Raw genomic sequence first — 25,222 nt, 5'->3', positions numbered from 1 at the left:
CATGCGTTGGTTCGCCGTCCGGCGCGGTTTCCTGAAGCGGCTCGGCGCCATCATCGTGAAGGAGGTGCTGCAGCTTCGCCGCGACCGGCTGACCTTTGCCATGATGTTCGGCATGCCGATCGTGCAACTGCTGCTGTTCGGCTATGCCATCGACACCGATCCGCATCGCCTGCCGACAGCGGTGATCGCGGCCGACCAGAGCCAGATCACACGCACCGTGCTCTCGGCATTGAACAACACCGGCTACATGCGGTTCACGCATCATCTGACGAGCGAGGACGAGGCCAACGCGCTGCTGCAGCAGGGCGAGGTGCAGTTCGTCGTCACCATCCCGTCGGATTTCACGCGCCGACTGGTGCGCGGTGAGCGGGCGCAGATCCTGATCGATGCCGACGCGACCGATCCGATGGCCGCGGCCAATCCGCTGGCCGCCGCCGGCCCGTCCATCGCCCAGGCCCTGAAGCGCGACTTCGTGGGTCCGCTGGCGGGCCTGCGCGACCGGCCCGACGCTGTCGAGGTCGTGGTGCAGCGCCGCTACAATCCCGAAGGCAAGTCGCGACTCAACATCGTGCCGGGCCTGCTCGCGGTGATCCTCACCATGACCATGGTGATGATGACGGCACTCGCCGTCACCCGCGAACGCGAGCGCGGCACCATGGAGAACCTGCTCGCCATGCCGGTTCGGCCGATCGAGGTCATGATCGGCAAGATCGTGCCCTACATCGCCATCGGCACGGTCCAGGTCACCGTCATCCTGCTGGTGGCGCGCGTGCTGTTCGACGTGGCGATCCAGGGCAGCGTGCCGCTGCTGGCGACCGGTACGGCTCTGTTCATCACCGTGAACCTCGCCATCGGCTTCACCATCTCGACGCTCACGCAGAACCAGTTGCAGGCCATGCAGGCCTCGTTCTTCATGATGCTGCCCTCCATCCTGCTGTCGGGCTTCATGTTCCCGTTCCGCGGAATGCCGGTCTGGGCGCAGTGGATCGGCGAGACCCTTCCCGCGACGCATTTCATGCGCGTGGTGCGTGGCGTCATGCTGAAGGGCGCCGGCTTCGACGACATCGCCACCGAACTCGCCGCCCTGCTCGCCATGCTGCTGATTGTCTCCCTCGTCGCGGTCAGCCGCTACAAGGTCACGCTCGACTAAGGCGAACGATCGACGACCAGCCGGAACGGGCTGGCGGCGTCGGGAGCGGTCTCAGCGGGATCGAGGACGGGTCAGTCGACGCAGCAACTCATGCTGCTTGCGGAGGGCGGTACGTCGAGAGCCGGATTCTCCGTGAAGAATCCGGCGGGATGAAGGGCGAAACCGGCGGTGATCACGGGCTGGACCGGAAAATCCTCGGGGCGCGGGATATGGTGCAGACCGAAGCTGTGCCAGACCACGACATCGGTATCGACCAGCGGGCGGTCCGAGGCCGTCCAGGCCGGCAATCCGTCGCCGCCGCTGCTCTGGTTGGGGTAGCGGCCGGCCGCGTAGATCTCGTCGGGATGGTAGGCGGTGACCCAGAGTTGCCGGGTCATGAAGGCCGCGCGACGGGAGACCATCGACTGGGGATGCGAGAAGGTCGGGATCGGGCTCAACGGCAGCAACTTGTAGGCCGTGGGCTGGCCCAGCCGGTTGCGGGCCTCCCCACTCTCGATCTTCCAGAAGCGGGCGGCATTGAAGTCGACGTTGCGCTGCGCGCCCTGCTCGCTTGCCAGGACCGTCTCGCGCGTGGTGAAGGCATTGCCGTACGGATTGTCAGCACCCATGGGCAAGGCCACGGTATCGACCTCGACGACGCGGTTGCGCTCGCCATCGACCGCCATGTCGAGGCGCATGTTGAACACGTGCTGATGGTAGTGGGCATAGACGCCCGGTGACACGATCGTCCCATAGTCCGGCGCTTCGCCGGGCCGCAGGCCGGCGGTGTTCAGGATGCCGGTCGCCTTCATTTCGAAGTGGATCGAGCCGTCCTGGTGAAAGTACCAGAACGAGCCGTACTCGTAGTTGCCGATCGTCGAGATCGACGACACGACCAGCCGGCGGGCGCGCCTCACATCGACCTCGCCCGTGAACAGGTCGGTATGCTTCCACAGGATGCCGAAATCCTCCTCGTGCAGGCAAACCGCGCTCTCGATGCAGTAGGGATCGCCCTTGCTGTCGGCCAGCCAGGCGTCGAAGTAGCGGATGGCGCCGAGACAATCGCAGCCCAGCGTCAGGGAATTGGCGAGCACGCCGATGCCGTACTCGCCGACATCGAAGGCATTCTTGCGAAAATGCCCGCCGCGGGGGTGTCCGTAGGGCACGACCATCTCGGACAACGCGGCCCGGTGCAGCACCGGCCGCAGCCGTCCATCGTCCTCGTAGCCGATCGCATGCAGCACCAGCCCTTCGCGGGCATTGAAGCCGACGCGGAAGCGCCATTTCTGCCAGCGCACCTCGTTGCCTTCGACGACGAAGCTCGGGCCGGCCGGCTGGACGATTTCCAGGGGCTTCACGTCATCGCGAAAGACGCTTCGATAGCGGGCGGCATAGTTGCGATCGAGCCTCGGGAGATCGGCCACGCCGTAGTCGTCGACACGCAGCACCTCGGCACGGTCGAGATCGACGACGGCACACAGACCTTCGATGGGATGGGCATAGCCGTTGTCGTGCTTCTCGCTCCGGTACCAGCAGAAAGTATGCGAGAGCCGCCGGCCCTCTTCGTCCGGCAGCCCGTAATTGCCGGCCGACCAGGGGTCGACTTGCACGTTTTCGATGTCGGTAATGCCGCGCCGGGCCAGGGCCTCGCGGAAGCGGGGATCGGCCCGCGCGACCTCTCCGACCAGCGTGATATCGTCGACCAGGATGCGCGGCCGAACGCCGGGAACGTGCCGCCAGTCGACGACCTTGTCGGCGACAAGGTCCACCCGGGCCTCCCAGACCTTGCCGTTGGTGCGGTCGAAAGCGCAGACGAACGCCTCGCGCGGAAACGAAGCACCCGCCCGGAAGTCAGTCACGACGCTCTTGTCGGGCTCGTGCAGACTCACCGTTTCGAACATCATGCCCGGCCCGAGATCGTGTGCCGCTCGCACGGCCGCCGACGCCTGGCGTATCTCGTGGGGGGTCAGTGGATCGAGCGGATGACCGGGGGCCGCGTGCGTCAGGGTCTCGGCGTTGGCATCGGGCATGTGTTCTTCCTCTCGACGGCATTCTCACGTTGACGATCGCAGATCGCAAGCAGCCCCGTTCCGAGTTGGGCCGCGGCGCCACAGACGACGATGTTGCCCCGCAATTACCGCGCCGAGGGGCTGACCTGCGAAAGCAGTACCTTGACCCGCTTCCCGTATCGGCTTCCTCTGCCGCGGCATGTCCGCCCCCGCTATCGACTCGCCCGATACGCTGTCACGCTGGATTCCCTCTCGCACGGCGCGGGGGTTCTTCCTCGCCGTCGTCTCCGGCATCTTCTTCAACTTCCTGAACGCCTCGGTGAAGGAGCTGGCGGGCGAGATGCCGCCGCTGTTCGTCGCGTGGGGCCGCTGGGCCGCCGGCATCGCCTTGATTGCGCCCTACCTGCTGTGGCGCGCCGGCCTCGCCGGCATGAAGACGCAGGACCTGAAACTCCACTGCTTCCGCGGCCTGTTCCACACGTCGGGCTACGCGCTGTGGTACGAGGCCGTCGTCTGGCTGCCGCTCGCCACCATGGCGGCGCTGAGCTTCACCGGGCCGATCTTCGTCACCGTGGGCGCGGTGATCTTCCTGCGCGAGACCGTGCACTGGCGGCGCTGGCTGGCGGTCGGCATCGGTTTCGCCGGCATGCTGATCATCGTCCGGCCGGGCCTCGTCACGGTGAATCCCGGCATCATCTACATGCTCTGCGCCGTGCCGCTGATCGCGGGCTCCAACCTCGTGGCCAAGGTCGTGTCGGGCCGCGACAAGCCGGCGGTCGTCGTGCTGTGGCAGAGCGTGGTCGGCGCAATCTGCTTCACGCCGCTCGGCATCTGGTTCTGGCAGACGCCGACCGCGGACCAGCTCCTGCTGTTCCTGTCGGCCGGCTTCTTCGGGACGATGGGCTATTTCTTCATCACCTGGGCCTATCGCCTGCTCGACATTTCCGCCCTGCAACCCATCACCTTCCTCGGCATCGTCTGGGCCGCCTTGATGGACGTGGCGGTCTGGGGCAAGACCTCCGACATCTGGACGTTCGTGGGCGCCGCCGTCATCGTGGCCTCCACGACCTACATCGCCCACCGCGAGGCAAAAGCGGGGGCCGCCGCGGGAGGAAAGAAGACATGACGGATCGTCTGGCAGGCAAGGTTGCGCTCATCACCGGGGGCGCCTCGGGCCTCGGCGCCAATGCCGCAGAACTGATGGCCAAGGAAGGCGCCAGGGTCGTCGTCGCCGACGTCGCCGCCGACCGCGGCAAGGCCGTGGCCGATCGGCTGGGCTCGGCCGGTCATTTCGTGAAGCTCGACGTCACCAGCGAGGACAACTGGAAGTCCGCCATCGCCGAGACCGTGACCAAGTTCGGCGCCATCCATGTGCTGCTGAACTCCGCCGGCATCGGCCTCAGCAAGACGGTCGAGGAGATCACGCTGGAGGAATGGCGCAAGGTCCACGCGATCGACCTCGACGGCGTATTCCTGGGCTGCAAGCACGGCGTCGCGGAGATCAAGAAGCACACCCAGAAGCTCGGCGGCTCGGTGATCAACATCTCCTCGATCTCCGGCATCATCGCCGGCGCCAACATGGCGGCCTACAACTCGGCCAAGGCCGGCGTCCGCCTGCTCTCCAAGTCGGTGGCGCTGCACTGCGCCAAGTCCGGCTACAACATCCGCTGCAACTCGGTGCACCCGACCTTCATCGACACGCCGATCCTCGACAAGTATCGCGACCGCTTCGGCCAGGACCTGATGCAGCAGAAGCTGGGCAAGCAGGTCCCGATCGGCCGCCTCGGCCGGCCCGAGGAAGTGGGCTGGGCGATCGTCTTCCTCGCTTCCGACGAATCGAGCTTCATGACCGGCTCGGAAGTGATCATCGACGGTGGCATCTCGGCGATGTGAACCATCTGTCGTCCTGAGCGCAGCGAAGGACCTCGCATTGCGGTCAGGGAGCGCCTACAGCCAGCGTGAGATCCTTCGCTGCGCTTAAGGGCGGGGATTACCCCGCCCGCGATGACATTGGGGCCAAAAATGCTTCTCAATCTCGACGGACGTAAGATCTACTTCGACCTCGCCGGGCCGCAGAACGCGCCGGCGGTCTGCTTCACCCATTCGCTGGCCGCGGATGGCGGCATGTGGACCGAGCAGCTTGTGCCGTTGCTGGCCGCCGGCTATCGCGTGCTGCGCCTCGACATGCGCGGTCATGGTGGCAGCCAGCCGGTCGAGGGCGACTACACGATGGACGAGCTGGCGGCCGACGTGAAAGGTGCGCTCGACGTGCTGGGCATCTGGAAGGTCCATTACATCGGCCTGTCGATCGGCGGCATGATCGGCCAGGGCTTTGCCCTCGCCTACCCCGAGCGCCTGCACTCGCTCACGCTGTGCGACACCCATCCCTCCTCGCCCGACGATTCCGCGGGCCAGTGGGACCAGCGCAAGGCGGCGGTCCGCGCGAACGGCGTCAAGGCGCTGGCCGACGGCAACATGGAGCGATGGTTCACGACGGAGTTCAAGGACGCCAATCCGACCCGCTGGAAGGAGATCCATTCGACGATCTGCGGCACCTCGGACGCGGGCTTCCTGGGCTGCGCCGCGGCCATCCAGAACTTCGACTATCTCGACCGGCTGCCGACCATCAAGATCCCGACCCTGGTGATCTGCGGCGACGACGATCCCGCCACGCCGCCGGATCGCAACAGGCTGATCGCGTCGAAGATCCCCGGCGCGCGCTACGAGGACATCGCCAAGGCACGCCACCTGCCCAACGTCGAGCGGCCCGAGCCGTTCAACCGCCTCATGATGAGCTTCCTCGGCCTGAACAGATAAACCCGGGTGTCATCCCGAGCGCAGCGAGGGATCCTTCACCTGTCACCGATAAAGCCCCCTCGCCGTTGGCCCGGGACGACACGGAGTTAGAAATGGATTTCGCCTTTTCCGAAGACCAGCTCGCCATCAAGGACAGCGTCGCCAAGCTCTGCGCCGGCTTCGACGACAAATACTGGCTGAAGAAGGACAAGGACGGCGGCTTCCCCGAGGATTTCTACCGCACGATGGCCGATGCCGGATGGCTGGGCATCGCCATGCCGGAGGAGTACGGCGGATCCGGCCTCGGCATCACCGAGGCCTCGATCATGATGCAGGCGGTCGCCGAATCGGGCGCGGCGCTGCAGGGCGCCTCGGCGATCCATCTCAACGTGTTCGGACCCAACCCCATCGTGGTGTTCGGCACCGAGGAACAGAAGAAGCGCATCCTGCCCGACATCATCAAGGGCAAGGTGAAGGGCTGCTTCGCCGTCACCGAACCCGATGCCGGCCTCAACACCACGGCGCTCGAGACCAAGGCCGAGCGCGACGGCAACGGCTATGTCGTCCACGGCAAGAAGACCTGGACCACGACGGCGCAGGTCGCCGACAAGATGCTGCTGATCGCCCGCACCACGCCCAAGGAGAAGTGCAAGCGGCCGACCGACGGGCTGTCGCTGTTCTACACCGACTTCGATCGCGGCAAGATCGAGGTGCGCGAGATCGAGAAGATGGGCCGCAAGGCGATCGACACCAACCAGGTGTTCATCGACGGGCTGAAGGTGCCGCTCGAGGATCGCATCGGCGAGGAGGGCAAGGGCTTCCACTACCTGCTGCACGGCCTCAATCCCGAGCGCATCCTGATCGCCGCCGAAGCGATCGGCATCGGCAAGGCCGCCCTCGCGCGCGCCACGCAATATGCCAAGGAGCGGGTCGTGTTCGGCAGGCCGATCGGCAAGAACCAGGCGATCCAGCATCCGCTGGCCGAGAGCTGGATGCAGCTCGAGGCGTCCAACCTGCTGACCTTCAAGGCGGCCTGGCTCTACGACAACGGCAAGGAATGCGGCGCGGAGGCCAATTCGGCCAAGTATCTCGGCGCCCGCAACGCCTACGACGCCTGCGAGCGCGCCATCCTGACCCATGGCGGCTACGGCTACGCCAAGGAATTCCACGTCGAGCGCTTCCTGCGCGAGGTCATGATCGCCCGCATCGCGCCGGTGAGCGAGCAGCTCATCCTCTGCTACGTCGCCGAACGGGTGCTGGGACTGCCGAAGAGCTACTGATCGCTTCGGGGAATTGGGGCTAAACCGGGGCGGTCGCCGGACGTTTGTATCGTTTGTATTGGCAACCGCCGGTCGATTCCGGACGTTTATTGGGTATCTGATCGCAACCCATTCCCCGGGAGCAGTCCATGACTCGCAACCAGCTCAACGCCGGCCTCGCGCTCGGCAGCGCCCTTCTCGTTGCGGGTATAGCAGCCTTTGCTCCACCGATCCCGCCGGCTTCGGCTCAGAGTCACGCCGAGCGGATCTGCCGTGAACAGGGGCTCAAGCCGACATCCGAGGGCTACGAATACTGCCTGTCGCAGGCGACACGCGCCCTCGAATGGGGCAAGCCGGAGATCGCCCACACGATGGCCCGCGTCACGGCCGATGCTCGCGATGCCTGCCGCGACTATGGGTTGGTGCCGGCAACGTCCGGCTACAAGGCCTGCATGGATCGCGAAACCCACGCGCGTCGCCTGCTCGTCTTCACCGACGAGCCGCAGTACGACAAGGAAATCGCGACCCAGTAGTCACTGACCAAGTTGGTGATCGCAGAGCGGACCGGCCAGCAAAACCAGTGCTGGACCGGCCTGCCATTCCGACTGCGGTACGCTAGACTCGTTCCATGCAACCGCTTCCCGCCTCCGTCCTCCCCGCCGGCGTTCGCGCCCGCATCCTTCCCGGCATCAATGGCCTCGACATCCATGTGCTCGAGGCGGGCTTCGAAAAGAAGGGAAGCCCCGCGGTGATGCTGTTCCACGGCTTTCCAGAAGTGGCCTACAGCTGGCGCAAGGTGATGCCGGCGCTCGCCGCGGCCGGCTATCACGCGATTGCGCCGGACCTCCGCGGCTATGGCCGCACGACCGGCTGGGACGCCGACTTCGACGCCGACCAGATCGGCTTCCGCTTCACCAACCTGCTGCGCGACGCGATCGGCGTACTCTACGCGCTGGGCCATCGCACCGCCGAAGCTGCGGTTGGCCACGATTTCGGCTCGTCGGTTGCCTCCTACGCCTCGCTGGTGCGGCCCGACATCTTCAGGCGCATGGTGCTGATGAGCGCGCCCTTCGCGGGCCCCTCGCCGGTGCCGTTCGACACCGACGGCAAGCCCGCGCCCGCCAAGGGAACCGACATCCACGCCGCGATGGCGACGCTGCCGCGCCCGCGCAAGCATTATCAGTGGTACCAGTCGACCCGCGAAGCCAACGAGGAACAGTGGCATCCCAAGCAGGGCCTGCACGACTTCCTGCGCGCCTACTATCACTACAAGAGCGCCGACTGGAAGGCGAACAAGCCGTACGAGCTGAAGGGCTGGACCGCCGAGGAACTGGCGAAGATGCCGACCTACTACATCATGGACCTGGCCGAAGGCATGGCCGAGACGGTGGCCAAGCAGATGCCGAGCGCCGCCGAGATCGCGGCCGCCAAGTGGCTCACCGACGACGAACTCGCGGTCTATGTCGGAGAGTACGAGCGCACCGGCTTCCAGGGCGGCCTCAACTGGTATCGCGCCCGCACCAGCGGCCGCGTGACGCCGGAACTGGAAATTTTCACCGGCCGAACCATCGACCAGCCTTCGACCTTCATCTCGGGCAAGAGCGACTGGGGCAACTACCAGTCGCCCGGCGCGCTGGAGAAGATGCAGAAGAGCGCCTGCACCAACATGAAGGAGATCTACATGGTCGAGGGCGCCGGCCATTGGGTGCAGCAGGAGCAGGCTGCGGAAGTGAGCCGGCTGCTGCTGAAGTTCCTGAAGGAGAGCGCGGCCTGACCGCGCCGCGTCCGGTCGCGGCCCATGACGAGGCCACGATCCTCGCGCTCAACAACGCCCATGCCATCGAACTCTCCTGGCTCGCGCCCGAGCGGCTGAGCCAACTGCTGCGGCAGGCCTTTTACGCACGCTGCATCGGCGAAGGTGCCGCGTTCCTCATGGCGTTCGACGAGGGCGCCGACTACGACAGCCCCAACTATCTGTGGTTCCGCGAGCGCCATCGCCGCTTCGTCTATGTCGATCGCATCGTGGTCGATCCGGCGATGCGCAAGCGCGGGCTGGCGCACTGTCTCTATGAAGACCTTTTCCGCCATGCCGCCGATGCCGGGCACGATCGTGTCGTCTGCGAGGTGAATTCCAATCCGCCCAATCCGGCCTCGGACGCGTTCCACGAGGCGCTCGGCTTCGTGGAAGTCGGCCACGCCGTCCTTCACGGCGGCGCCAAGACCGTCCGCTACCTGGCCCGTTCGTTCGTCCCGGCACCCTGACACGGGAGAGGCCCGGGCTAGGCTCCGAGAGCCTCGGCGAGATCCACGAAATCCGTAGCGAAGACGTCGAACCAGGGTTCGGGCGCGACGTCGGGCTGGACGCCCGGTCCGAACTCCAGCGGGCGCGCCACGAACGCCGTGCGCATGCCGAAGGCGCGCGCTGCCTTCAGATCGTATTTGTGGCAGGCCACCATCATGATCTCATCCGGCCGGAAGCCCAGAAGATCGACCGCCAGCTGATAGACGGCCGGCGCGGGCTTGTAGCTCTGCGCGAGTTCCGCCGTCAGCACCGCGTCGAACGGCAGCCCCGCATGCTTGACCACCGCGACCATGGTCCTCATGCCGGCGTTGGAAAGCGTCGAGGTAACGAAACGCCGGCGCAGCCGCGCGAGACCTTCCACGCTGTCGGGCCAGGCATCGAGGCGACTCCAGACCTTGTTCAGTTCGTCGCGTTCGGCGGCAGTGAAGGTGGCCGAGAGTCCGTGCTGCTGCAGCAGGACGTCCAGCGTCTCGCGATAGATGCGATCCACCCGCAGCCACGGACGCTTTCCCGCGATGATCTCGTCGAGCACCACACGATAGAGACCCCGCCAGTCGGCGGACAGGATGCCCCAGTCGACGGAAAGGCCCTTGGCGCGGTTTACCGCCTCGCCCATGCGCAGCAGCGGCCGGCAGAAATCGGCGCAGGTGCCCTGGACGTCGAAGGTTAGCGCCCGGACGGTCGCCAGTGATGCCGAAGCCGCCATGTCCCCGATCCTCTCCCCCTTGCCATTGCCCGAGCATCGCAGTCGAATTCGGCTGGCGTCAAACGACTGGCACGCGATAACGTCCTCGCGGCCGTCGCGCAGCATCGGCAACCACTCACGAGGATCCCGCCCTGACCGACGCGTCACCCGGCCCACTTTCCTTCAAGACGATTCGGGCCGCCGTGATGGCCGGGAAGGAGCCGCCGCCGCTGCCAGCCATCGCCCGCCTGAAGTCCTATCGCTGGTTTGTCGTCGGTACCGTGTGCATCGGCGCGTGCATGGGCCAGATCGACGCCAGCATGACGCAGGTGCTGCTGCCGCGGCTCGAAGTCGAGTTCGGCGCACGCCTCAGCAGCGTGAGCTGGGTCGCGGTCGCCTATCTGCTGGCCATGGCCTCGTTCACGCCGATCTTCGGGCGCCTGGCCGACATGTTCGGCCGCAAGCTTTTGTATCTCGGCGGATTCCTGCTCTTCATCATCGGCTCGGGCCTGTGCGGCTTCGCCACCGACCTGCCGACGCTGATCTTCTTCCGCATCCTGCAGAGCGTCGGCGCCGCGCTCCTGACCTCGAACAGCATCGCCATCGTCGTGATGGCCACCGGCCCCGAGGAACACGGGCGCGGCCTCGGCCTGCAGTCGGCGGCCCAGGCGATCGGCCTCGGGGCAGGACCGGCCATCGGCGGCCTGATCCTCGATACGCTGGGCTGGCAGTGGGCCTTCTGGATCAATGTGCCGATGGGACTGATCGGCATCCTGCTGGGCTGGCTCACCCTTCCCCAGACCAAGTCGTTGCCCAGTACGAGCCGCTTCGACTGGTACGGCGCGCTCCTGATCGCGCCGGCGCTGACGGCGGTCGTGGCCGTGCTGAACGAGGGCCATGCGTGGGGGTTCACCTCGCCCGCGCTGATCGGCTGCCTGTTCTTCGGCATCCTGTGCCTGGTCCTGTTCGTGCGGGCGGAACGCCGCGCCACGGCCCCCCTGCTCGACCTGCATCTCCTGACCAAGCGCGCCTTCCTGCTGGGCAACGCGGCGAACTTCCTGTCCTACGCCGTGCTGTTCGGCGTGTTCTTCCTCATCCCCTTCGTCCTCGTGCGGATCTACGACGACTCGGCCCTGGCGGCGGGACTCCGACTGTCGATCCTGCCCATCACGCTGGGACTTCTGGCCCCGGTCGGCGGCGCCCTCTACGACCGACTGGGCGCCCGCACGCCGACCTCGTGCGGCATGCTGATCTGCATCGCGAGCCTCGCGATGATCTATGCCTTCCTCGACGGCTCGGCCGAGAACCTGCCGCTGGTCACGCTCGCGCTCGCAATATTCGGCGTCGGACAGGGCCTGTTCATCTCACCCAACACCAGTGCGATCATGTCGACCGCGCCGCCCGAACAGACAGGACAGGCGGGAAGCGTCCTGAACGTCGTCCGCCTGATCGGCATGAGCACCGGCATTGCCGGCGCCTCGACCCTGTTCGCGCTGGGCCTCGGTCGAGCCGACGGGAGTACGCTGGACCTGCCAACCGCATCGCTCGTGGCGGCGAGCCGCGAGGTCATCCTCCTGCTGGGCGGTCTGGCGGCCCTCGCCGGCCTGATATCGTTGCTGCGCCCCGCGCCACCTCAGGCTCCGCGCACGGACGCGGGCCGTTACGTGAGCGAATAGACCGTCACCGCCACGAGAGCCGCGGCGAGCCAGACGTTGACGCGCCGCGACCACATCGGATCGCGCAAGACTCGCCCGAACGCTGTCCCCGCCGCCAGCCACGCGCCATGGATCAGCACGACCATGCCGGCAAGCACCACGATCTTGACGGAGGCTGGCAGGCCCGAGCCCGTGAACACCGCCGCGATGGCGACATAGGCCTTGGGATTGGCGAGGGCCAGCAGGAGACCGCCGCCGAAAGATGGCGCATCGCGCGACGCGTCATGCATTGCGAGCGGCGGTGCCGTCGCGATCCGGAAGGCGAGATAGAGGATGTAGCCGACCGATGCGACGAGCAGGACGGGCGCGATCCGCGGCAGCGCCAGCAGCATGGCCACCACGCCGGTTGCCACCGCGAGCAGGACGAGAACGGTGCCGGCAATCAGCCCCGATGTGTAGGCGATGGACCGTCGCAGACCGAACGCCGCCCCAACGGCCGTGACGCTGATCGTCGAGGGACCGGGGCTGCCCATGACGAGGAGAGAGGCCACGAGGAGCGACAGCAGCATGCGCCGAGCCTAGGGCCCGCCCGGCCTCGCCGTATTGAACGTTCGTGCGATGCCTACGCCATCCGCCAGCGCGCCGCTTCCGCGGGATCGACGGTGCAGGCGGCCGCGACCAGCGCCGCCGTGAGCAGCGTGGCCTGCCGCAACTCCGATTGCGCCACCTTGTCCCGCGTATCGGCCGGCGTCAGCACGACCCGTAGATGCGCGTTGGGATCGTCGAAGCCCGCCACGAGACGGATGGCCGGAATGCCACCCGCAGCAAAGTTCGCGTGGTCGGAATTGGTCATCAGCGGCCGCACGGTACGCAGGGATTGACCGTTGGCTTCCGCCACCCCCAGCAGGAACGGCTCGACGCCGGCATAGCCGCTGGTGAGTGCCGCGAGGTTCGGACTGCCCGCCACCGAATCGAGATTGACGTTCAGCGCGATCTTCGCGCGCTCGGCCTCGCCCAGCGCCTTCACATATTGCGCCGAGCCGGTCAGCGCCCATTCCTCGACACTGAAGAACATGACGCGCAATCCCCGCCGCCACTTCGCCACTTCCGGCGACAAAGCGCGCGCCACCGCCAGCACGGCGGCGAGGCCGGTGCCGTTGTCCATCGCGCTCTCGGCGAGGTCGTGGCCGTCGACATGCGCCGACAGCACCACCCATTCGTCGGTCTGGCCGGGATAGTCGTAGACCAGCGTCTCGGTCTCGGCCGGCCCCTCCGCGGTCTCGATGGCGATCGTGACCGTGGGAAAGCCGGTCGAACGGCGCGCCAGCTTCGCCGCCGTCTCCGGCGAAATGCCCAGCGCGGGAATGCCCTCGCCCGTGTCGCGGCCCGAGGAGCCCGCCACCACGTGACCGGCCAGCGGCCCGGCGATCAGGAAGCCCACGGCGCCGTTCGCGCGCGCCATGTCGTACTTGCGGCGGCGATGAATGGTGCCGGCCGCGAACATCAGCTCGTGCCGCACCAGCACGATGCGCCCGGCAATCTCGGCCTTGTGCGCCTCGAACTCGTCGGGCGTGCCACGGCCGAGATCGATCACCTCGGCCGTGAGGCCCGACGGCGGCGTGGCGATGGTGCGGACCAGCGGATGGCAGGGCGCGAAGCTGCCGCCGGGCAGTTTCAGCGTAGCCGACTTCGCCTGCCAGCCATTGTAAGGCACCGGGATCGACCGCCCGGAATTGGCCGGTGAGGCCGCGCGGACGCGCTCGCGCAGCAGCGCGAAGGCCCGCTTCTCACTCTCCGTGCCGGAGAGACGCCCGCCGCAGTCGCAGATGTCGTTGAAGTCGCGCCACAGCGCCTCGTCGGCCGCGAGGCGGCCCATCAGTCCCGCGTCGAGACGCATGGCTTACCCTTTCAGCTTGTCGTCGAGCATGTCGAGGAACGCCGCGGCGAGCACCGACGGCTCGCGGTCGCGGCGATGGAAGGCACCGATCTCGTAGGTGACGGCCGGCTCGAACGGCCGCGCCACCAGCCCGAGATGCTCGAAGCCGCGCGCCGACAGCGGATCGACGATCGACCAGCCGGTGCCCGCCGCCACCAGACCGCAGAGCGTGGCAAAGAACTCCGCCTCGACCACGGCATTGAGGGACACGCCGGCCGCCGAGAAGACGCCGCGGATGCGATTGGGCACCTGGTGCGAGCGCGCCGGCATCACCATCGGATGCGGCGCGAGCAATTGCGGCGTCAGCAGCTTGCAGGCCGCGAGCGGATGGCGCGGCGGCAGGATCGCGACGCAGCGCATCCCGTAGCGCCGGACCTCGACCTGGCTCTCGTCGATCGGCAGTTCGGCGATGCCGATGTCGAAGCCTTCGCTCGGCAGGAGCTGGCTCACGACATCGGAATGGCGCGAGATCAGCCGCACCGACACGCCCGGCCGCTCGTCCAGGAACTTCGCCACGAGGTTGGGCAGCAGCGAGATCGCGGCCGAAGGATGGCTGGCGATCACCAGCCGGCCCGACTGGCCCTCGCGGATCTGCGCCGTCGCGGCCTGCAGCCGGTCGACCTCGCCCAGCACGCGGCTTGCTTCGGCATAGAACAGCACGCCCTCGGCCGTCGGCTTCAGCCGACCGTTGGCCCGCTCGAACAACGGGAAACCCACCGTCTCTTCAAGGCGGGCGATCTGGGTGCTGACCGCGGGCTGGGTCACGCCCATGGCGCCCGCGGCGGCGGTCATGGAGCGATGGTCGACCACCGCCCGGAAGGCTTCGAGGAGCTTGACGTCCATATGCTATAAACAGTCGTTATTGGTCATTTTTGCAATTCCTTAGGACTCTACTAGCAAAACCCCTGCCGATCCGGCAGTCTCCGATGGAGCGGCATAGGAATTGCTTATGGAGTGACATGAGCAGCACGGCCCCCCTCATCCTCGCGGACGGCATCACAAAGCGCTTCGGCGCCAACCAGGTACTGACCCGGGTGTCTCTGGACGTTTCCGAGCGCGACGTGGTCTGCGTCGTGGGCCCGTCGGGTTCGGGAAAGACCACGCTGCTGCGCTGCCTCGCCCTGCTCGAGGAGCCGAGCGAGGGCCGCATCGTGATGCAGGGCGTGCCCATTTCGACGCCGGCACCGAACAAGCAGGTCAAGGCGGCCGGGCGCGCCGTGCGGTCCGACATCGGCATGGTGTTCCAGCACTTCAATCTGTGGCCGCACATGTCGGTGCTGCAGAACCTGATCGAAGCGCCGATACGCGTGAAGAAGATGCCCAGGGACGAGGCAGTCGCCATCGCCGAGGCCCTGCTGAAGAAGGTCGACCTGTCCGACAAGCGCGACGCCTATCCCGCGCGCCTCTCCGGCGGCCAGCAGCAGCGCGTGGCAATTGCCCGCGCGCTCGCCATGTCGCCCAAGGTCCTGCTCTTCGACGAGGCAACCAGCGCGCTCGATCCCGAGCTGCGCCGCGAGGTCCTCGCGGTCATGCGCCAGCTTGCTCGCGAGGGCATGACCATGCTGGTCGTCACTCATGAGATGGGATTCGCGCGTCATGTCGGCACGCGCACCGTATTCATGGATCGCGGCGAGATCGTCGAGGCGGCGCCGGGATCTGCGTTCTTCGATGCACCGCAGACGGAGCGCGCCAAGCGCTTCCTGCAGCAGTTCGAGGATGAGTAACGGGGAAGGTTAAACAAGGAGGCTTGTCATGGGTGTAGCAAGGATTTTGGGAGCGCTCGCGCTGGCGGGCACGGTTGGCGCATTTTCGATCACGGGCGCCGAGGCACAGCAGACGCAGTCGCGTCTCTACGAGGTGACCAAGAGCAAGAAGCTCCGGGTCTGCCAGTTTCCGCTCTACTATTCGATCTCGTTCCGCAATTCCAAGACGGGCGAGATCGAGGGCATCGATGCCGACCTGGCGAAGGAATTCGCCAAGGAACTCGACGCCAAGCTCGAGATCGTCGAATCGAGCTTCGGCTCGTTCATCGCCGACCTTCAGGCCGGCAAGTGCGAGATCGGCATGTTCGGCGTCGGCGCCACGATGAAGCGCGGCCAGGCCGTCGAATTCTCCAAGCCCTACCTGCTGACCAACCTCTATGCGGTCACGCGCAAGGACAGCAAGATCAAGGAGTGGAAGGACATCGACCAGAAGGGCGTCAAGGCCGCCGTCTCCCTGGGCAGCTACATGGAGCCCTTCATGAAGGGCTATGTGAAGAACGCCGAGGTGGTGTCGGTGGCGCCGCCCAACACACGCGAGGCCGAGCTGGTCGCACAGCGCGTCGACGTCATCATCACCGACTTCCCGACCGCCATCAAAGTGACCGACGAGTTCGACTGGGCGACCTACATCCTGCCCAACGAGAAGCTCGCCATCACGCCGTACGCGTATGTCGTGCCGCAGGGTGACCAGATCTGGCTGAACTACGTCAACCTGTTCGTGGACACGATCAAGCTCGACGGCCGGCTGCTGAAGTACGCCAAGAAGCACAAGCTCGACCCGATCGTCGCGCCATAATCAAGCTTGCCTCCCCCGTCAGCGGGGGAGGTGTCAGCGTCTTATGCTGACGGAGGGGTCATGACCCCTCCGTCGCCGCAAGCGGCGCCACCTCCCCATTTGAATGGGGAGGAAAAGTGAGGAGTGGATGTTCAAATACCAATTCCGCTGGGACACGGTCTGGGGAAGCTTCGACTTCCTGATGGGCGGACTGCAGATGACGCTCGTCATCTCGGCCATCACCCTGGTGCTGGCGATGCTCGGCGGGCTGATCATCGCCCTGCTCGACATGTCGCGCTTCCGCGTGCTGCGCTGGATCGGTATCTCGATCGGCGAGGTGGTGCGCAACACGCCGATCCTGGTCCAGCTCCTGTGGGTCTACTACGTGCTGCCGATCGTGTTCGGCGTGCGCATCGAGGCGCTGGTCGCACTGATCATCGGCCTCGCCCTCTACCAGGCGTCCTTCATCTCCGAGGTCTACCGCTCGGGCATCCAGAGCGTGCCCAAGGGCCATCGCGAAGCGGCCCAGGTGCTGGGCCTGACGCCGTTCCAGTCGTTCAACCGCATCGTGCTGCCGCAGGCGATCCGCATGACCCTGCCGCCGCTCGCCTCCAACTTCGTGCAGCTCATCAAGTTCTCCTCGCTGGGCGCGGTCATCTCGGTGAGCGAGATCACAAGGCGTGGCATGGAGCTTTCGGCGACCAACTTCCGGCCGCTCGAGACCTTCACCTTCATTGCCGTGGTCTACTTCTTCATCTGCTGGCCGCTCGCCATGGCCATCCGCTTCTGGGAACGCAGGCTGCAGGCTCGCTGATGTCATCCAAAGTCCGTACCGAGCTGGCGCGCAAGGTCGAAGGCTCGCTCGACCGTCTCATCGAGGTGACGCGGCGGCTGGTGGCCGTCGCCTCGCCCAACCCGCCGAGCGACACGTTCGACGTCGCGCAGGTCGCCGAAGCGCTGCTGCGCGAGATTCCCGGCATCGAGATCGAGCGGGTCGAGCCTGAGCCGCGCATCGTCTCGCTGATCGGCCGCATCCGCGGCCGCGCGCCGGGCCGCCGCCTGATCTTCAACGGCCATCTCGACACCTTCCCGCTGCTGGAGAACCTGCCGTGGACCGTGCCGCCGCTGGGCGGCGTGCTGAAGGACGGCAAGCTCTACGGTCGTGGCGTCTGCGACATGAAGGGCGGCATCGCCTGCTCGCTGCTCGCGGCTTTGCTGCTGGCCGAGAATCGCGACGCCTGGGACGGCGAGATCGTGCTGACCCTGGCCGGCGACGAGGAGAACATGGGCTCGCTGGGATCGGGATATCTCCTGAAGCATTTCCCGCACGCCGCCGGCGACGCCAATATCTGCGGCGATGTCGGCTCGCCCAAAGTCGTGCGCTTCGGCGAGAAGGGCCTGATGTGGGTCGAGGTCGAGGCCACCGGATCCCCGGCGCACGGCGCGCACGTCCACAGGGGCACCAACGCCATCGACCGGCTGCGCACCGCGCTCAACTGCCTGAAGCAACTCGAGGACGTCCCCTTCCAGTCGCCCCCGGTCGTCACCGCGGCGATCGGCAAGGCCAAGCCCATTTCCGAACCGCTCTCCGGCGCCGGCGAGGCCGACACGCTGTCGCGGGTCACGGTCAATATCGGCACGATCGAGGGCGGTACCTCGCCCAACCTGGTGCCCACGCACGCCATCGCACGCGCCGACATCCGGCTCCCCGTGGGCATCACGACCGACGTGCTCGCGGCCAAGCTCGACGAGTGGCTGGCGCCGCTCGAGGGCGTGAGCTGGAAGGCGATCCGCCGTTTCGAGCCCTCCTTCACCGACCCCGGCCACGAGATCGTGACGCGCACCGCCCGGGTTGCCGCCGAGGTGCTGGGCGAGACGCCAGCCGTGAACATGCGCGTCGGCGGCTCGGACTCGCGCTGGTATCGCATGTTCGACGTGCCGACCGTGGTGCTCGGCCTGACGCCGTTCAACATGGGCGGGGCCGACGAGCATGTTCTGGTCGACGAGCTGCTGGCCGTTGCCAGGATCCACACGCTAGTGGCCTACGATTTCCTCTCCGCGGAGCCCTGACATGGACCGTCTGTCCGACGACGAACTGTTCACCCTGCCCCTGACCTTCATGGGCGTGCCCTACGGCCGCCCCGGCCCGGCCAACAAGGCCGCGATCCTCGGCATCCCGTTCGACTGCGGCACCAACATGCGCATCGGCGCGCGCGGCGGCCCCGATTCGGTACGCCAGCAGTCGCAGCTCATGCGCCGCTTCAATCCGACCAATGCCGACTTCGATCCCGCGACGGCGCTGGGCCTGGTCGATTGCGGCAACGTCAAGCTGACACCGTCGAAGATCGTCGATGCGTTCGAGCGGATCGAACAGGCCGCCGACCGGATCGTCGAGGCCGGCGCCGTGCCGATCACCATCGGCGGCGACGGCTCGGTCACCGTCCCGGTCGCGCGCGCGGTCGGCAAGAAGTACCCGAAGATGGCGGCGCTCCACATCGATTCGCACACCGATTCCTACCCGTATGGCTCGGACGAGAAGTACAACTCCGCCACCCAGTTCACGCATGTCGCCGAGGAAGGCCTCGTCGATCCGGAATTCTCCTGGCATGTCGGCATCCGCAGCACGACCTACGCGCAGGGCGTCGTGCCGCGCGCCATGAGCCTCGGCTACAAGGTCGTCTCGATCGACGAGCTGATCCGCGGCGGCTTCGCCCAGCGCATGGCGGAGTTCCGCGACAAGGTCGGCAAGCGTCCGGTCTATCTCTGCTTCGACATGGACGTGTTCGATCCGTCCTGCGCGCCGGGCGTCTGCACCCCCTCCTGGGGCGGCCTCAGCGCCCGCGAAGGCATCGACCTGCTGCGCTGCCTCACCGACCTCAACATCGTGGCGGTCGACGTGAACACCGTGAGCCCCCCGCAGGACGTGAACGGCATGGCCGCCCACCTCTGCTCGCACGTGATCTACGAGACTCTCGTGCTGCTCTGCCGGCAGATGGGGCTGGCCAACGCCTAACGCAGATACTTCGCGAAGAACGCCCTCGTCCGTGCCTCGGCGTCAGGAGCGGCGGCGGGGTCGTAGGCGAGATGGTGCTGCTTGCCCGCGGCGCCCGGCACGTTGCGGTCGGCGGACCTGGAATCGAAGCTGTGATAGGCGTTGGGATAGTAGACCGCGGCGACGATCCCGGTGCGCGACAGGCTCGACACCAGCGACCGGCAGCGATCGGCCGGCGTCCAGTCGTCCTTGTCGCCGGCTAGCAGGAGGACCGGCACATCGACGCCGCCGTCGAACTGCGGGTTACAACCCGGATAGTAGGCGACGCCCGCGGCGAGACCCCGCTGCGCCAGCCCGAAATTCCTCTGCGTGGAGCGCAGCACCGTCGAGCCGCCATGGCTGTGGCCGATGATGCCGATCTTGCCCTTCACTACGTCCGGTCGCGTTGCGAGATAGTCGAGCGCGCCGGCAATGTCTGCCACGCGCATGTTGGGCGTCACGAAGCCCGGTGTCGTGCACACCGCCTTGGTGCCGCGCGGACCGAAGGAGTCCGGCGCCAGGACGAGATAGCCCCAGCCCACGAGCAGCTTGCCCCAGACGTCGGTGTGGGCGTTCGTGCCGGCGCAGCTATGGGCCAGGATGATCGCGGGGAACGGGCCGCTGCCGGAAGGCTTGTAGACCCAGCCCTTCACCTCGGGCCCCGCCTGGCTGCTGCCGACGGTGACGCTGGGGAAACCGACGGACTGAGCGGCGGCGGGACCGGCAAACAGCAGGACGAACAGGATCACGCCCCAGCGTTTCATGGCACACCATAGATCGAGATGGGAGCGGCGAGGCCGCGCAGTTCGTGCTCACCCAGCGGTACGAGCGGCCGGTCCAGAAGGCGCATCACGGGCTCCGTAATGACGATGGAGCGCCCTACCGACTTGCTGAACGCCTCGACGCGGCTGGCGGCATTGACGGCCCGACCGATGACCGTGAAATCAAGCCGCTCGGGCGCACCGACATTGCCGAAGAACACTTCGCCGTCGTGCAGGGCGATCCCGGTTCGCAAGGGTCGCCAGCCGGGGATATCCGCGAAAGCCTGCGGATCGCCATTGAGGCGCTCTATCGCCTGAAGCGCGCTCTCCGCCGCCGCCAGCGCCGCCGCGGCTGTGGCCCTTTGATCGGCAAACGCCGAATAGGGAAACACCGCCAGAAGCCCGTCGCCGATGAACTTCAGCACCTCGCCGTCATGCGCCAGGACCGCGCCGGCGAGACACTCGAAGTAGCCGTTCAGCAGGGCGATCATGTCGGGGCCGTCGAGACGGTCGGCGAGATCGGTGAAGCCGCGCAGGTCCGATGCCCAGATGATGGCCCGGATCGGCTCGCCGGCACCGCGCTTGATCGAGCCGCGCAGCACCCGCCCGCCGGCGGCCGCGCCGAGATAGGTGTCCAGGACATTGGCGGCGATCCTGAGCGCAATGTGCCGCTCGACGTGAAGCGCGGCCAGCCGCAGGAGCCGCGTGAGTTCCCCGAACTGGGCTTCGGAGAAGCCACCGGCGCGCTTCGTCGCCACCGTCGCGGCGTTGTGATAGGCGCCGCCCGCGCGCAAGGGGATGGCGGCATAGTCGACGTAGCCCTGCAGCGCCAGTTCGGCCATCAGCGGGTAGCGCTGTGCGGCATCGCCGGTCCGGCCCCTGAAAGCCTCGCCCTTCTCGATCACGTGGAACAGCGGATTGCGCCGGTAGGCATCGTTGGCCAGCGCCGCCTCGGCCACCCTGACCTCGTCGCACAGCCCGTCGACGCGGTTCCAGTTCCAGCCAAAGCCATAGAGCTGGGGATGCAGCGTCCCGACATGCAGGCTGGCCCGATCGAGCGGCAGGCCCGCCGCGACGAGGCGCCAGCACAACTGCTCGAAGAACGGCAGGACATCCTCTTCGCCGAGCGCGTCGGTCAACAGCCAGCTTTCGACATCGGCGATGGACGAAGTTCCGGCCGCCACGGCAGGGCCGCCGTCTGTCCTGCGGTGCAGGGAGACCGAGGCGGGATAAGTCCGCGGCGCAGGATCGGGACGGGCCACCGGCATGACGCGTGATCTTCCCACCGGCCCGGCGGGAGCGCCATTGGGAAGATGGCGCGCGCCCTGCCCGCCAGGTCGTGAGCAGCGAGGATACCCGGTCGAGCGAGAGCGGTGCCTCGTCGAGCAACGCCGAGTTCGCGGCCTCCTCCCAGCCGCCTCCGTCGGCGGCGAGCTTGGGCCGGTCCGACAGCCGATGCTCCAGGACGAAACGTGCCATCATCATGCGCCGCGCATCGCCGCCGCCTGGGCCGAGACGGGCGCCTTCGTGGGCCATCAGCACCGCGGTGGTGACATGATAGAGCGCACTCGCAGCGACCCGGCTGAAGCGCTCCTTCGACGGCGTGTCGGCGACTTCCTCGGCAAAGCGCAGGGCCTGCGCCAGCGTCGTCTCGAGCCGCGTCCGGAACTGGCCGGGCAGACCGCGCGTATCGGCCAGCCGCTCGCCCAGCGCCTCGCCCAGCTGGACATGCGCGCGCTCCTTGCCGACCGCCCGCTGGATGACGTCGAGGGCGTTGACGCTGGACGTGCCGTCCCAGATCACGCCGAGATGGGCGTCGCGCACCAGCCGGGCGTTCGGCCAGTCCTCGATGTAGCCATTGCCGCCGCGCGCCTCCATCGCCGCCGTGGCGACGGCGATATTGTCGCGCGACGCGCGGTACTTGCCGATCGGCGTGAGGATGCGCACCACCTTCGCAGCCACCGGGTCGTCGACCCGCCCCATCATGGCGGTCGTCAGCATGAGTGCCGACAGCGCCTGCTCGGTCTTGATCATCATCTTCACGAGCTGGCGGCGCATCAGCGGATGATCGATCACCCGCCTGCCGAAGGCATTGCGGTGATGCGCCACCTGCATCGATTCGTTGAGGCAGCGCCGCATCATGCCAGCGGCGCGCGTGAGATGGGAGACGCGGCTGGGATTGACCATCTCCAGCATCTGCTTCATGCCGCGATCGATGGCCCCGAGCTGGTAGGCGACGGCGCCGCTGAAGACGATCTCGCCGCTCGGCATCGACTTGCTGCCGAGCTTGTCCTTCAGCCGCACGATCCGATAGTCGTTACGCGAGCCGTCCGGCAGGGTCTTCGGCATCAGGAAGAGACCGAGGCCGCGGCTGCCCTCCCGCGCGCCTTCGGGACGCGCCAGCAGCACGGCGACATCGCCGTCGGCGTTGGAGCAGAACCACTTCTCGCCATAGAGTCGCCAGTGCTCGCCGTCGCGCACCGCCGTCAGCTCGGCGGCGCCCGCGTCGGAGCCGCCGATCTTCTCGGTCATGAACTGCGCGCCGTAGAGCAGCCGGTCCATGTCCTGCGTCAGCATGCGGTCGAGATAGCGCGCCTTCAGCGCCTCGCTGCCGTAGCGTTCGAGCAGGTCGGACGTGCAGTCGGTCAGGTTGACCGGGCACAGCACGCCGAACTCGGCCTGGGAGAAGAGATAGAAGAAGGCCTGCTTGGCGAGGATCGGCAGCTTGTCGTGCCAGCCCAGTACGCCAGGCCGATGCGTCATGGCATGCATGCCGAAGCGCGCGAACGCAATGCGTCGGATCTCGTCGTAGGCCGGATGGACCTCGATCCACTCCTCGTCGCGGCCGAACCGGTCGCGCGGGTGCAGCACCGGCGGATGCTTGTCGGCAAGGTCGGCGAGCTGGTTGAGGCGCCCGCCGGCAAGCTCTCCCAGCTCGTTCAGGGGCTTGGTCAGATGGGCCAGCAGCGGCCCCTCCATATAGAGACCGAGCAGGTCGCGCAGACTGCGATCGATCGCAAAGAAGTTCAGCCCGCTGCAATCCGGCGCGATGTGTTCGGAACGTTGGGCAACGGCCGCGCGCCCGGCGAGCGAGGCCGGAAGCGTCGGGGTGGAGGCGATGGGAGAAAGGTCATTCATGGGGGCGAGGATGCGTGGAGTCCTGCGCACTCTCAAACGATTACTTTTCCAAGCATTTTGACTGATACTCAACACCATGAGCACCCGCCGATTGCCTCCCCTTCACGCCGTCCGGGCCTTCGAGGCCGCCGCGCGACACCTATCGATCACCCATGCCGCACGCGAGCTGAACGTCACGCCCGGCGCGGTCAGCCGGCACGTGCGGACGCTCGAGGAAAACCTTCAGGCCTCCCTGTTCGTGCGGCGCGCCACCGGGCTCGAGCTGACGCCGGTCGGCCAGTCACTGGCGGAAGGAACGCGCGAAGCGCTCGACCGTCTCGAGGAGGCGGCCGCGGGCGTGAGGCTGCGCCACTACCGGCAGCTCTCCATCGGTGTCTACGGCCATTTCCTGTCGCGGGCGCTGTTGCCGATCCTGGCGCGTCTGCGCCGCGATCTTCCCGAACTCGGGGTCGACTTCCATGCAAGCACGAACCCGCTCGACCTGCTGCCCAGCCGCTTCGACGCGGTGATCGCCGTCTCGGGCATCGGACGCCAGTCGGGTCTGGTCGTGCGGCCCCTGATGCCGATCACGACCGTGGCGGTCGCCGCGACATCGCGGCTCCGCAAGGGGCCGGTCGATTTCGCGCGCGTACCGCTGCTCCATACGAGACCGCGTTCGGAGGACTGGCGGCGCTGGCTGGATCATGCCGGCTTCCTGGCCGTGCCGGTCCGCGGCGGCAGCACCTTCGAAAGCGCCAGCCAGACACTGGAGGCGGTCGTCGCCGATCTCGGGCTGGGCATCGCCATCGAGGAGCTGCTCGGGCCCGATCTCAAGGCTGGCCGTATCGCCATCGCCCATCCGGCCCGGCGGCCGACGCGCCGGCACTTCACGCTGCAGTACGACGTTCGCTTCGCCGGCGATCCGTCGCTCGTGACTTTCGCCGACTGGCTGTGTCGCTCGCTCGACGCCGAAAGACACTATTCGACGTAGGCAACGTATCGCGTGTCGGGCGGCGGCCCCTTCGACGTTACTCCGGTTCGATACCTGCCAGCTTGGCCACTTCCTTCCAGGTCACCAGCTCGTTCCTGATGCGCTGGGCGAAGGCGTCGGGCGACTCGCCGCCGGGCAGGCTCGACAGGTCGCGGATCTTGGCCTGCATCTCGGGCTCGGCCAGGACCGCCACCACATCGTCGCGCATGCGGTTGGCAAGCGCGGGCGACATCTTGCCCGGCCCGAACAGCGAGAACCAGGCGAGCGTGTCGACGCCCGGCACGCCGGCCTCCGCCATGGTCGGAATGTCCTCGAGACCCGGCAAGCGCTTGTTGCCGCTCACCGCCAGCATGCGCAGCGTGCCGGCGCGATGATGCGCCATCACCGTGAGCGGGCTGGTCAGGCCGACCGGGATATGGCCGCCGGCCAGTTCCTGCATCATGGGGGCCGCGCCCTTGTAGGCCACGTTCTCGATCTTCAGGCCGCTCTTCACCCGGAACAGCTCGCCCACCATGCGGGTCGTATTCTCGGTGCTGCCGAACTGGTACTTGCCCGGATTGGCCCGCGCCGCGGTCATGAACTTTTCCATCGTGTCCATGCCGGCCTTGGGCGAGCCGACCAGCGCGATCGCGCCCTGGACCAGCGGCGTGACCGGCGTGAAGTCGCGTTCGGTGTGGTATGGCAGCACCTTCGTGGTGAAGGGATTGATCGTGTGGGCGCTGGTCGTGACCAGCAGCGTGTAGCCGTCGGGGGGAGACTTGGCGACGATCTCGCTGCCCAGGATGCCGCTCGCCCCGCCCTTGTTGTCGATGATGACGGTCTGCTTCCAGCGGTCCGCCAGGCGCGGGATCACCAACCGTGCCACCAGGTCGGTACCGCCGCCCGCCGGATAGGGAACCACTACGCGAACCTGCTTGGTGGGAAATTCCTGGGCGCGTACCACCGCCGGCGCCAAGCCAAGCGCCACTCCTGCCGCCACCAATCCGCGGCGCGTCATGCCAGACATGCAATCC

At 67.0% G+C, this 25,222-nt stretch carries 24 protein-coding genes; 15 read left to right on the top strand and 9 right to left on the bottom strand.

The features are described 5' to 3' along the window. Position 1: 1 nt before the first annotated feature. The gene (locus KQ910_RS26040) at positions 2–1,150 is read left to right on the top strand and encodes an ABC transporter permease (RefSeq protein WP_216966891.1); all 1,149 of its coding nucleotides are present in this window, start codon (positions 2–4) and stop codon (positions 1,148–1,150) included. A 71-nt stretch (positions 1,151–1,221) separates the two neighbouring features. On the opposite strand, the gene KQ910_RS26035 is transcribed toward KQ910_RS26040, so the two are convergent. Next, a complete protein-coding gene (locus KQ910_RS26035) occupies positions 1,222–3,159 on the bottom strand; it encodes a primary-amine oxidase (RefSeq protein ID WP_216966888.1) in 1,938 nt (645 codons plus the stop codon). A gap of 178 nt (positions 3,160–3,337) precedes the next feature. On the opposite strand from KQ910_RS26035, the gene KQ910_RS26030 reads away from it, so the two are divergent. The 7 genes from KQ910_RS26030 to KQ910_RS26000 all read left to right on the top strand — a co-directional run bounded on the left by KQ910_RS26030 (position 3,338) and on the right by KQ910_RS26000 (position 9,455). Next, the gene (locus KQ910_RS26030; protein ID WP_216966885.1) at positions 3,338–4,264 is read left to right on the top strand and encodes a DMT family transporter; all 927 of its coding nucleotides are present in this window, start codon (positions 3,338–3,340) and stop codon (positions 4,262–4,264) included. Next, positions 4,261–5,031, top strand: a complete 771-nt coding sequence (locus tag KQ910_RS26025; RefSeq protein WP_216966882.1) for an SDR family oxidoreductase — start codon at positions 4,261–4,263, stop codon at positions 5,029–5,031. Before KQ910_RS26030 ends, KQ910_RS26025 begins: the two co-directional genes overlap by 4 nt. A 129-nt stretch (positions 5,032–5,160) precedes the next feature. Continuing rightward, complete coding sequence (gene pcaD, locus KQ910_RS26020) at positions 5,161–5,955, top strand: 3-oxoadipate enol-lactonase (RefSeq protein ID WP_216966879.1); 795 nt, start codon at positions 5,161–5,163, stop codon at positions 5,953–5,955. Positions 5,956–6,047: 92 nt separating this feature from the next. Further along, positions 6,048–7,214, top strand: coding sequence for an acyl-CoA dehydrogenase family protein (locus KQ910_RS26015; protein WP_216966876.1), 1,167 nt, complete (start codon positions 6,048–6,050; stop codon positions 7,212–7,214). Between the two features lie 128 nt (positions 7,215–7,342). Next, positions 7,343–7,726 carry a hypothetical protein gene (locus KQ910_RS26010; RefSeq protein ID WP_216966874.1) on the top strand — a complete coding sequence of 128 codons (384 nt, stop codon included), beginning with the start codon at positions 7,343–7,345 and terminating at the stop codon, positions 7,724–7,726. Between the two features lie 95 nt (positions 7,727–7,821). After that, entirely contained in the window at positions 7,822–8,967 is a 1,146-nt protein-coding gene (locus KQ910_RS26005; protein ID WP_216966870.1) for an alpha/beta fold hydrolase, read from the top strand. Then, entirely contained in the window at positions 8,964–9,455 is a 492-nt protein-coding gene (locus KQ910_RS26000; RefSeq protein ID WP_216967151.1) for a GNAT family N-acetyltransferase, read from the top strand. The genes KQ910_RS26005 and KQ910_RS26000 overlap by 4 nt, the downstream gene beginning before the upstream one ends. Before the next feature lie 17 nt (positions 9,456–9,472). On the opposite strand, the gene KQ910_RS25995 is transcribed toward KQ910_RS26000, so the two are convergent. Continuing rightward, on the bottom strand, positions 9,473–10,201 hold the full coding sequence (locus tag KQ910_RS25995) for a haloacid dehalogenase type II (RefSeq protein WP_216966867.1): 729 nt from the start codon (positions 10,199–10,201) through the stop codon (positions 9,473–9,475). Between the two features lie 185 nt (positions 10,202–10,386). Here KQ910_RS25995 and KQ910_RS25990 point away from each other — a divergent pair, with 185 nt between their 5' ends. Continuing rightward, complete coding sequence (locus KQ910_RS25990; protein ID WP_216966864.1) at positions 10,387–11,856, top strand: MFS transporter; 1,470 nt, start codon at positions 10,387–10,389, stop codon at positions 11,854–11,856. On the opposite strand, the gene KQ910_RS25985 is transcribed toward KQ910_RS25990, so the two are convergent. From KQ910_RS25985 to KQ910_RS25975, 3 genes are read right to left on the bottom strand one after another with little or no spacing between them, the layout of a single operon-like run. Further along, on the bottom strand, positions 11,841–12,404 hold the full coding sequence (locus KQ910_RS25985; RefSeq protein ID WP_216966861.1) for a LysE family translocator: 564 nt from the start codon (positions 12,402–12,404) through the stop codon (positions 11,841–11,843). The genes KQ910_RS25990 and KQ910_RS25985 overlap by 16 nt on opposite strands. Positions 12,405–12,457: 53 nt before the next feature. Beyond that, a complete protein-coding gene (locus KQ910_RS25980) occupies positions 12,458–13,732 on the bottom strand; it encodes a M28 family peptidase (protein ID WP_216966858.1) in 1,275 nt (424 codons plus the stop codon). A gap of 3 nt (positions 13,733–13,735) precedes the next feature. Next, positions 13,736–14,614 (bottom strand): LysR family transcriptional regulator, encoded by an 879-nt coding sequence (locus KQ910_RS25975; RefSeq protein WP_216966855.1) that lies wholly within the window; start codon positions 14,612–14,614, stop codon positions 13,736–13,738. A gap of 116 nt (positions 14,615–14,730) precedes the next feature. Here KQ910_RS25975 and KQ910_RS25970 point away from each other — a divergent pair, with 116 nt between their 5' ends. The 5 genes from KQ910_RS25970 (at position 14,731) to KQ910_RS25950 (ending at position 19,322) form a co-directional block, all read left to right on the top strand. Next, a complete protein-coding gene (locus tag KQ910_RS25970) occupies positions 14,731–15,495 on the top strand; it encodes an amino acid ABC transporter ATP-binding protein (RefSeq protein ID WP_229601029.1) in 765 nt (254 codons plus the stop codon). A 28-nt stretch (positions 15,496–15,523) separates the two neighbouring features. Next, positions 15,524–16,330, top strand: coding sequence for an ABC transporter substrate-binding protein (locus tag KQ910_RS25965; RefSeq protein ID WP_082752152.1), 807 nt, complete (start codon positions 15,524–15,526; stop codon positions 16,328–16,330). A 127-nt stretch (positions 16,331–16,457) separates the two neighbouring features. Next, positions 16,458–17,123 carry an amino acid ABC transporter permease gene (locus tag KQ910_RS25960; RefSeq protein ID WP_216966849.1) on the top strand — a complete coding sequence of 222 codons (666 nt, stop codon included), beginning with the start codon at positions 16,458–16,460 and terminating at the stop codon, positions 17,121–17,123. Next, the gene (locus KQ910_RS25955; RefSeq protein ID WP_216966848.1) at positions 17,123–18,379 is read left to right on the top strand and encodes a M20/M25/M40 family metallo-hydrolase; all 1,257 of its coding nucleotides are present in this window, start codon (positions 17,123–17,125) and stop codon (positions 18,377–18,379) included. Before KQ910_RS25960 ends, KQ910_RS25955 begins: the two co-directional genes overlap by 1 nt. A gap of 1 nt (position 18,380) precedes the next feature. Next, a complete protein-coding gene (locus KQ910_RS25950) occupies positions 18,381–19,322 on the top strand; it encodes an arginase family protein (RefSeq protein WP_216966845.1) in 942 nt (313 codons plus the stop codon). On the opposite strand, the gene KQ910_RS25945 is transcribed toward KQ910_RS25950, so the two are convergent. From KQ910_RS25945 to KQ910_RS26870, 3 genes are read right to left on the bottom strand one after another with little or no spacing between them, the layout of a single operon-like run. After that, on the bottom strand, positions 19,319–20,104 hold the full coding sequence (locus KQ910_RS25945) for a dienelactone hydrolase family protein (protein WP_216966842.1): 786 nt from the start codon (positions 20,102–20,104) through the stop codon (positions 19,319–19,321). The two genes, KQ910_RS25950 and KQ910_RS25945, sit on opposite strands and share 4 nt — an antisense overlap. After that, entirely contained in the window at positions 20,101–20,592 is a 492-nt protein-coding gene (locus KQ910_RS26875) for an adenylate/guanylate cyclase domain-containing protein (RefSeq protein WP_229601028.1), read from the bottom strand. Before KQ910_RS26875 ends, KQ910_RS25945 begins: the two co-directional genes overlap by 4 nt. Next, complete coding sequence (locus KQ910_RS26870) at positions 20,534–23,317, bottom strand: acyl-CoA dehydrogenase family protein (RefSeq protein ID WP_229601027.1); 2,784 nt, start codon at positions 23,315–23,317, stop codon at positions 20,534–20,536. The genes KQ910_RS26875 and KQ910_RS26870 overlap by 59 nt, the downstream gene beginning before the upstream one ends. Between KQ910_RS26870 and KQ910_RS25930 the strand changes: the two genes are divergently transcribed. After that, a complete protein-coding gene (locus KQ910_RS25930) occupies positions 23,316–24,209 on the top strand; it encodes a LysR substrate-binding domain-containing protein (RefSeq protein ID WP_216966839.1) in 894 nt (297 codons plus the stop codon). The genes KQ910_RS26870 and KQ910_RS25930 overlap by 2 nt on opposite strands. A 37-nt stretch (positions 24,210–24,246) precedes the next feature. Here the strand turns inward: KQ910_RS25930 and KQ910_RS25925 are convergent, their stop codons facing one another. Continuing rightward, positions 24,247–25,215 (bottom strand): Bug family tripartite tricarboxylate transporter substrate binding protein, encoded by a 969-nt coding sequence (locus KQ910_RS25925; RefSeq protein WP_216966836.1) that lies wholly within the window; start codon positions 25,213–25,215, stop codon positions 24,247–24,249. Positions 25,216–25,222: the final 7 nt, after the last annotated feature.

The sequence above is a fragment of the Reyranella humidisoli genome (assembly GCF_019039055.1).
Classification (GTDB): domain Bacteria; phylum Pseudomonadota; class Alphaproteobacteria; order Reyranellales; family Reyranellaceae; genus Reyranella; species Reyranella humidisoli.
Note: the sequence above shows the minus strand (reverse complement) of the source record. Positions and strands in the feature narration are given on the sequence as shown.

Coding starts and splice junctions, on each gene's coding strand:
- KQ910_RS26040 (WP_216966891.1), top strand. CDS start 2: ATGCGTTGGTTCGCCGTCCGGCGCGGTTTCCTGAAGCGGCTCGGCGCC.
- KQ910_RS26035 (WP_216966888.1), bottom strand. CDS start 3,159: ATGCCCGATGCCAACGCCGAGACCCTGACGCACGCGGCCCCCGGTCAT.
- KQ910_RS26030 (WP_216966885.1), top strand. CDS start 3,338: ATGTCCGCCCCCGCTATCGACTCGCCCGATACGCTGTCACGCTGGATT.
- KQ910_RS26025 (WP_216966882.1), top strand. CDS start 4,261: ATGACGGATCGTCTGGCAGGCAAGGTTGCGCTCATCACCGGGGGCGCC.
- pcaD (WP_216966879.1), top strand. CDS start 5,161: ATGCTTCTCAATCTCGACGGACGTAAGATCTACTTCGACCTCGCCGGG.
- KQ910_RS26015 (WP_216966876.1), top strand. CDS start 6,048: ATGGATTTCGCCTTTTCCGAAGACCAGCTCGCCATCAAGGACAGCGTC.
- KQ910_RS26010 (WP_216966874.1), top strand. CDS start 7,343: ATGACTCGCAACCAGCTCAACGCCGGCCTCGCGCTCGGCAGCGCCCTT.
- KQ910_RS26005 (WP_216966870.1), top strand. CDS start 7,822: ATGCAACCGCTTCCCGCCTCCGTCCTCCCCGCCGGCGTTCGCGCCCGC.
- KQ910_RS25995 (WP_216966867.1), bottom strand. CDS start 10,201: ATGGCGGCTTCGGCATCACTGGCGACCGTCCGGGCGCTAACCTTCGAC.
- KQ910_RS25990 (WP_216966864.1), top strand. CDS start 10,387: ATGGCCGGGAAGGAGCCGCCGCCGCTGCCAGCCATCGCCCGCCTGAAG.
- KQ910_RS25985 (WP_216966861.1), bottom strand. CDS start 12,404: ATGCTGCTGTCGCTCCTCGTGGCCTCTCTCCTCGTCATGGGCAGCCCC.
- KQ910_RS25980 (WP_216966858.1), bottom strand. CDS start 13,732: ATGCGTCTCGACGCGGGACTGATGGGCCGCCTCGCGGCCGACGAGGCG.
- KQ910_RS25975 (WP_216966855.1), bottom strand. CDS start 14,614: ATGGACGTCAAGCTCCTCGAAGCCTTCCGGGCGGTGGTCGACCATCGC.
- KQ910_RS25970 (WP_229601029.1), top strand. CDS start 14,731: ATGAGCAGCACGGCCCCCCTCATCCTCGCGGACGGCATCACAAAGCGC.
- KQ910_RS25965 (WP_082752152.1), top strand. CDS start 15,524: ATGGGTGTAGCAAGGATTTTGGGAGCGCTCGCGCTGGCGGGCACGGTT.
- KQ910_RS25960 (WP_216966849.1), top strand. CDS start 16,458: ATGTTCAAATACCAATTCCGCTGGGACACGGTCTGGGGAAGCTTCGAC.
- KQ910_RS25955 (WP_216966848.1), top strand. CDS start 17,123: ATGTCATCCAAAGTCCGTACCGAGCTGGCGCGCAAGGTCGAAGGCTCG.
- KQ910_RS25950 (WP_216966845.1), top strand. CDS start 18,381: ATGGACCGTCTGTCCGACGACGAACTGTTCACCCTGCCCCTGACCTTC.
- KQ910_RS25945 (WP_216966842.1), bottom strand. CDS start 20,104: ATGAAACGCTGGGGCGTGATCCTGTTCGTCCTGCTGTTTGCCGGTCCC.
- KQ910_RS26875 (WP_229601028.1), bottom strand. CDS start 20,592: ATGATCGCCCTGCTGAACGGCTACTTCGAGTGTCTCGCCGGCGCGGTC.
- KQ910_RS25930 (WP_216966839.1), top strand. CDS start 23,316: ATGAGCACCCGCCGATTGCCTCCCCTTCACGCCGTCCGGGCCTTCGAG.
- KQ910_RS26870 (WP_229601027.1), bottom strand. CDS start 23,317: ATGGTGTTGAGTATCAGTCAAAATGCTTGGAAAAGTAATCGTTTGAGA.
- KQ910_RS25925 (WP_216966836.1), bottom strand. CDS start 25,215: ATGTCTGGCATGACGCGCCGCGGATTGGTGGCGGCAGGAGTGGCGCTT.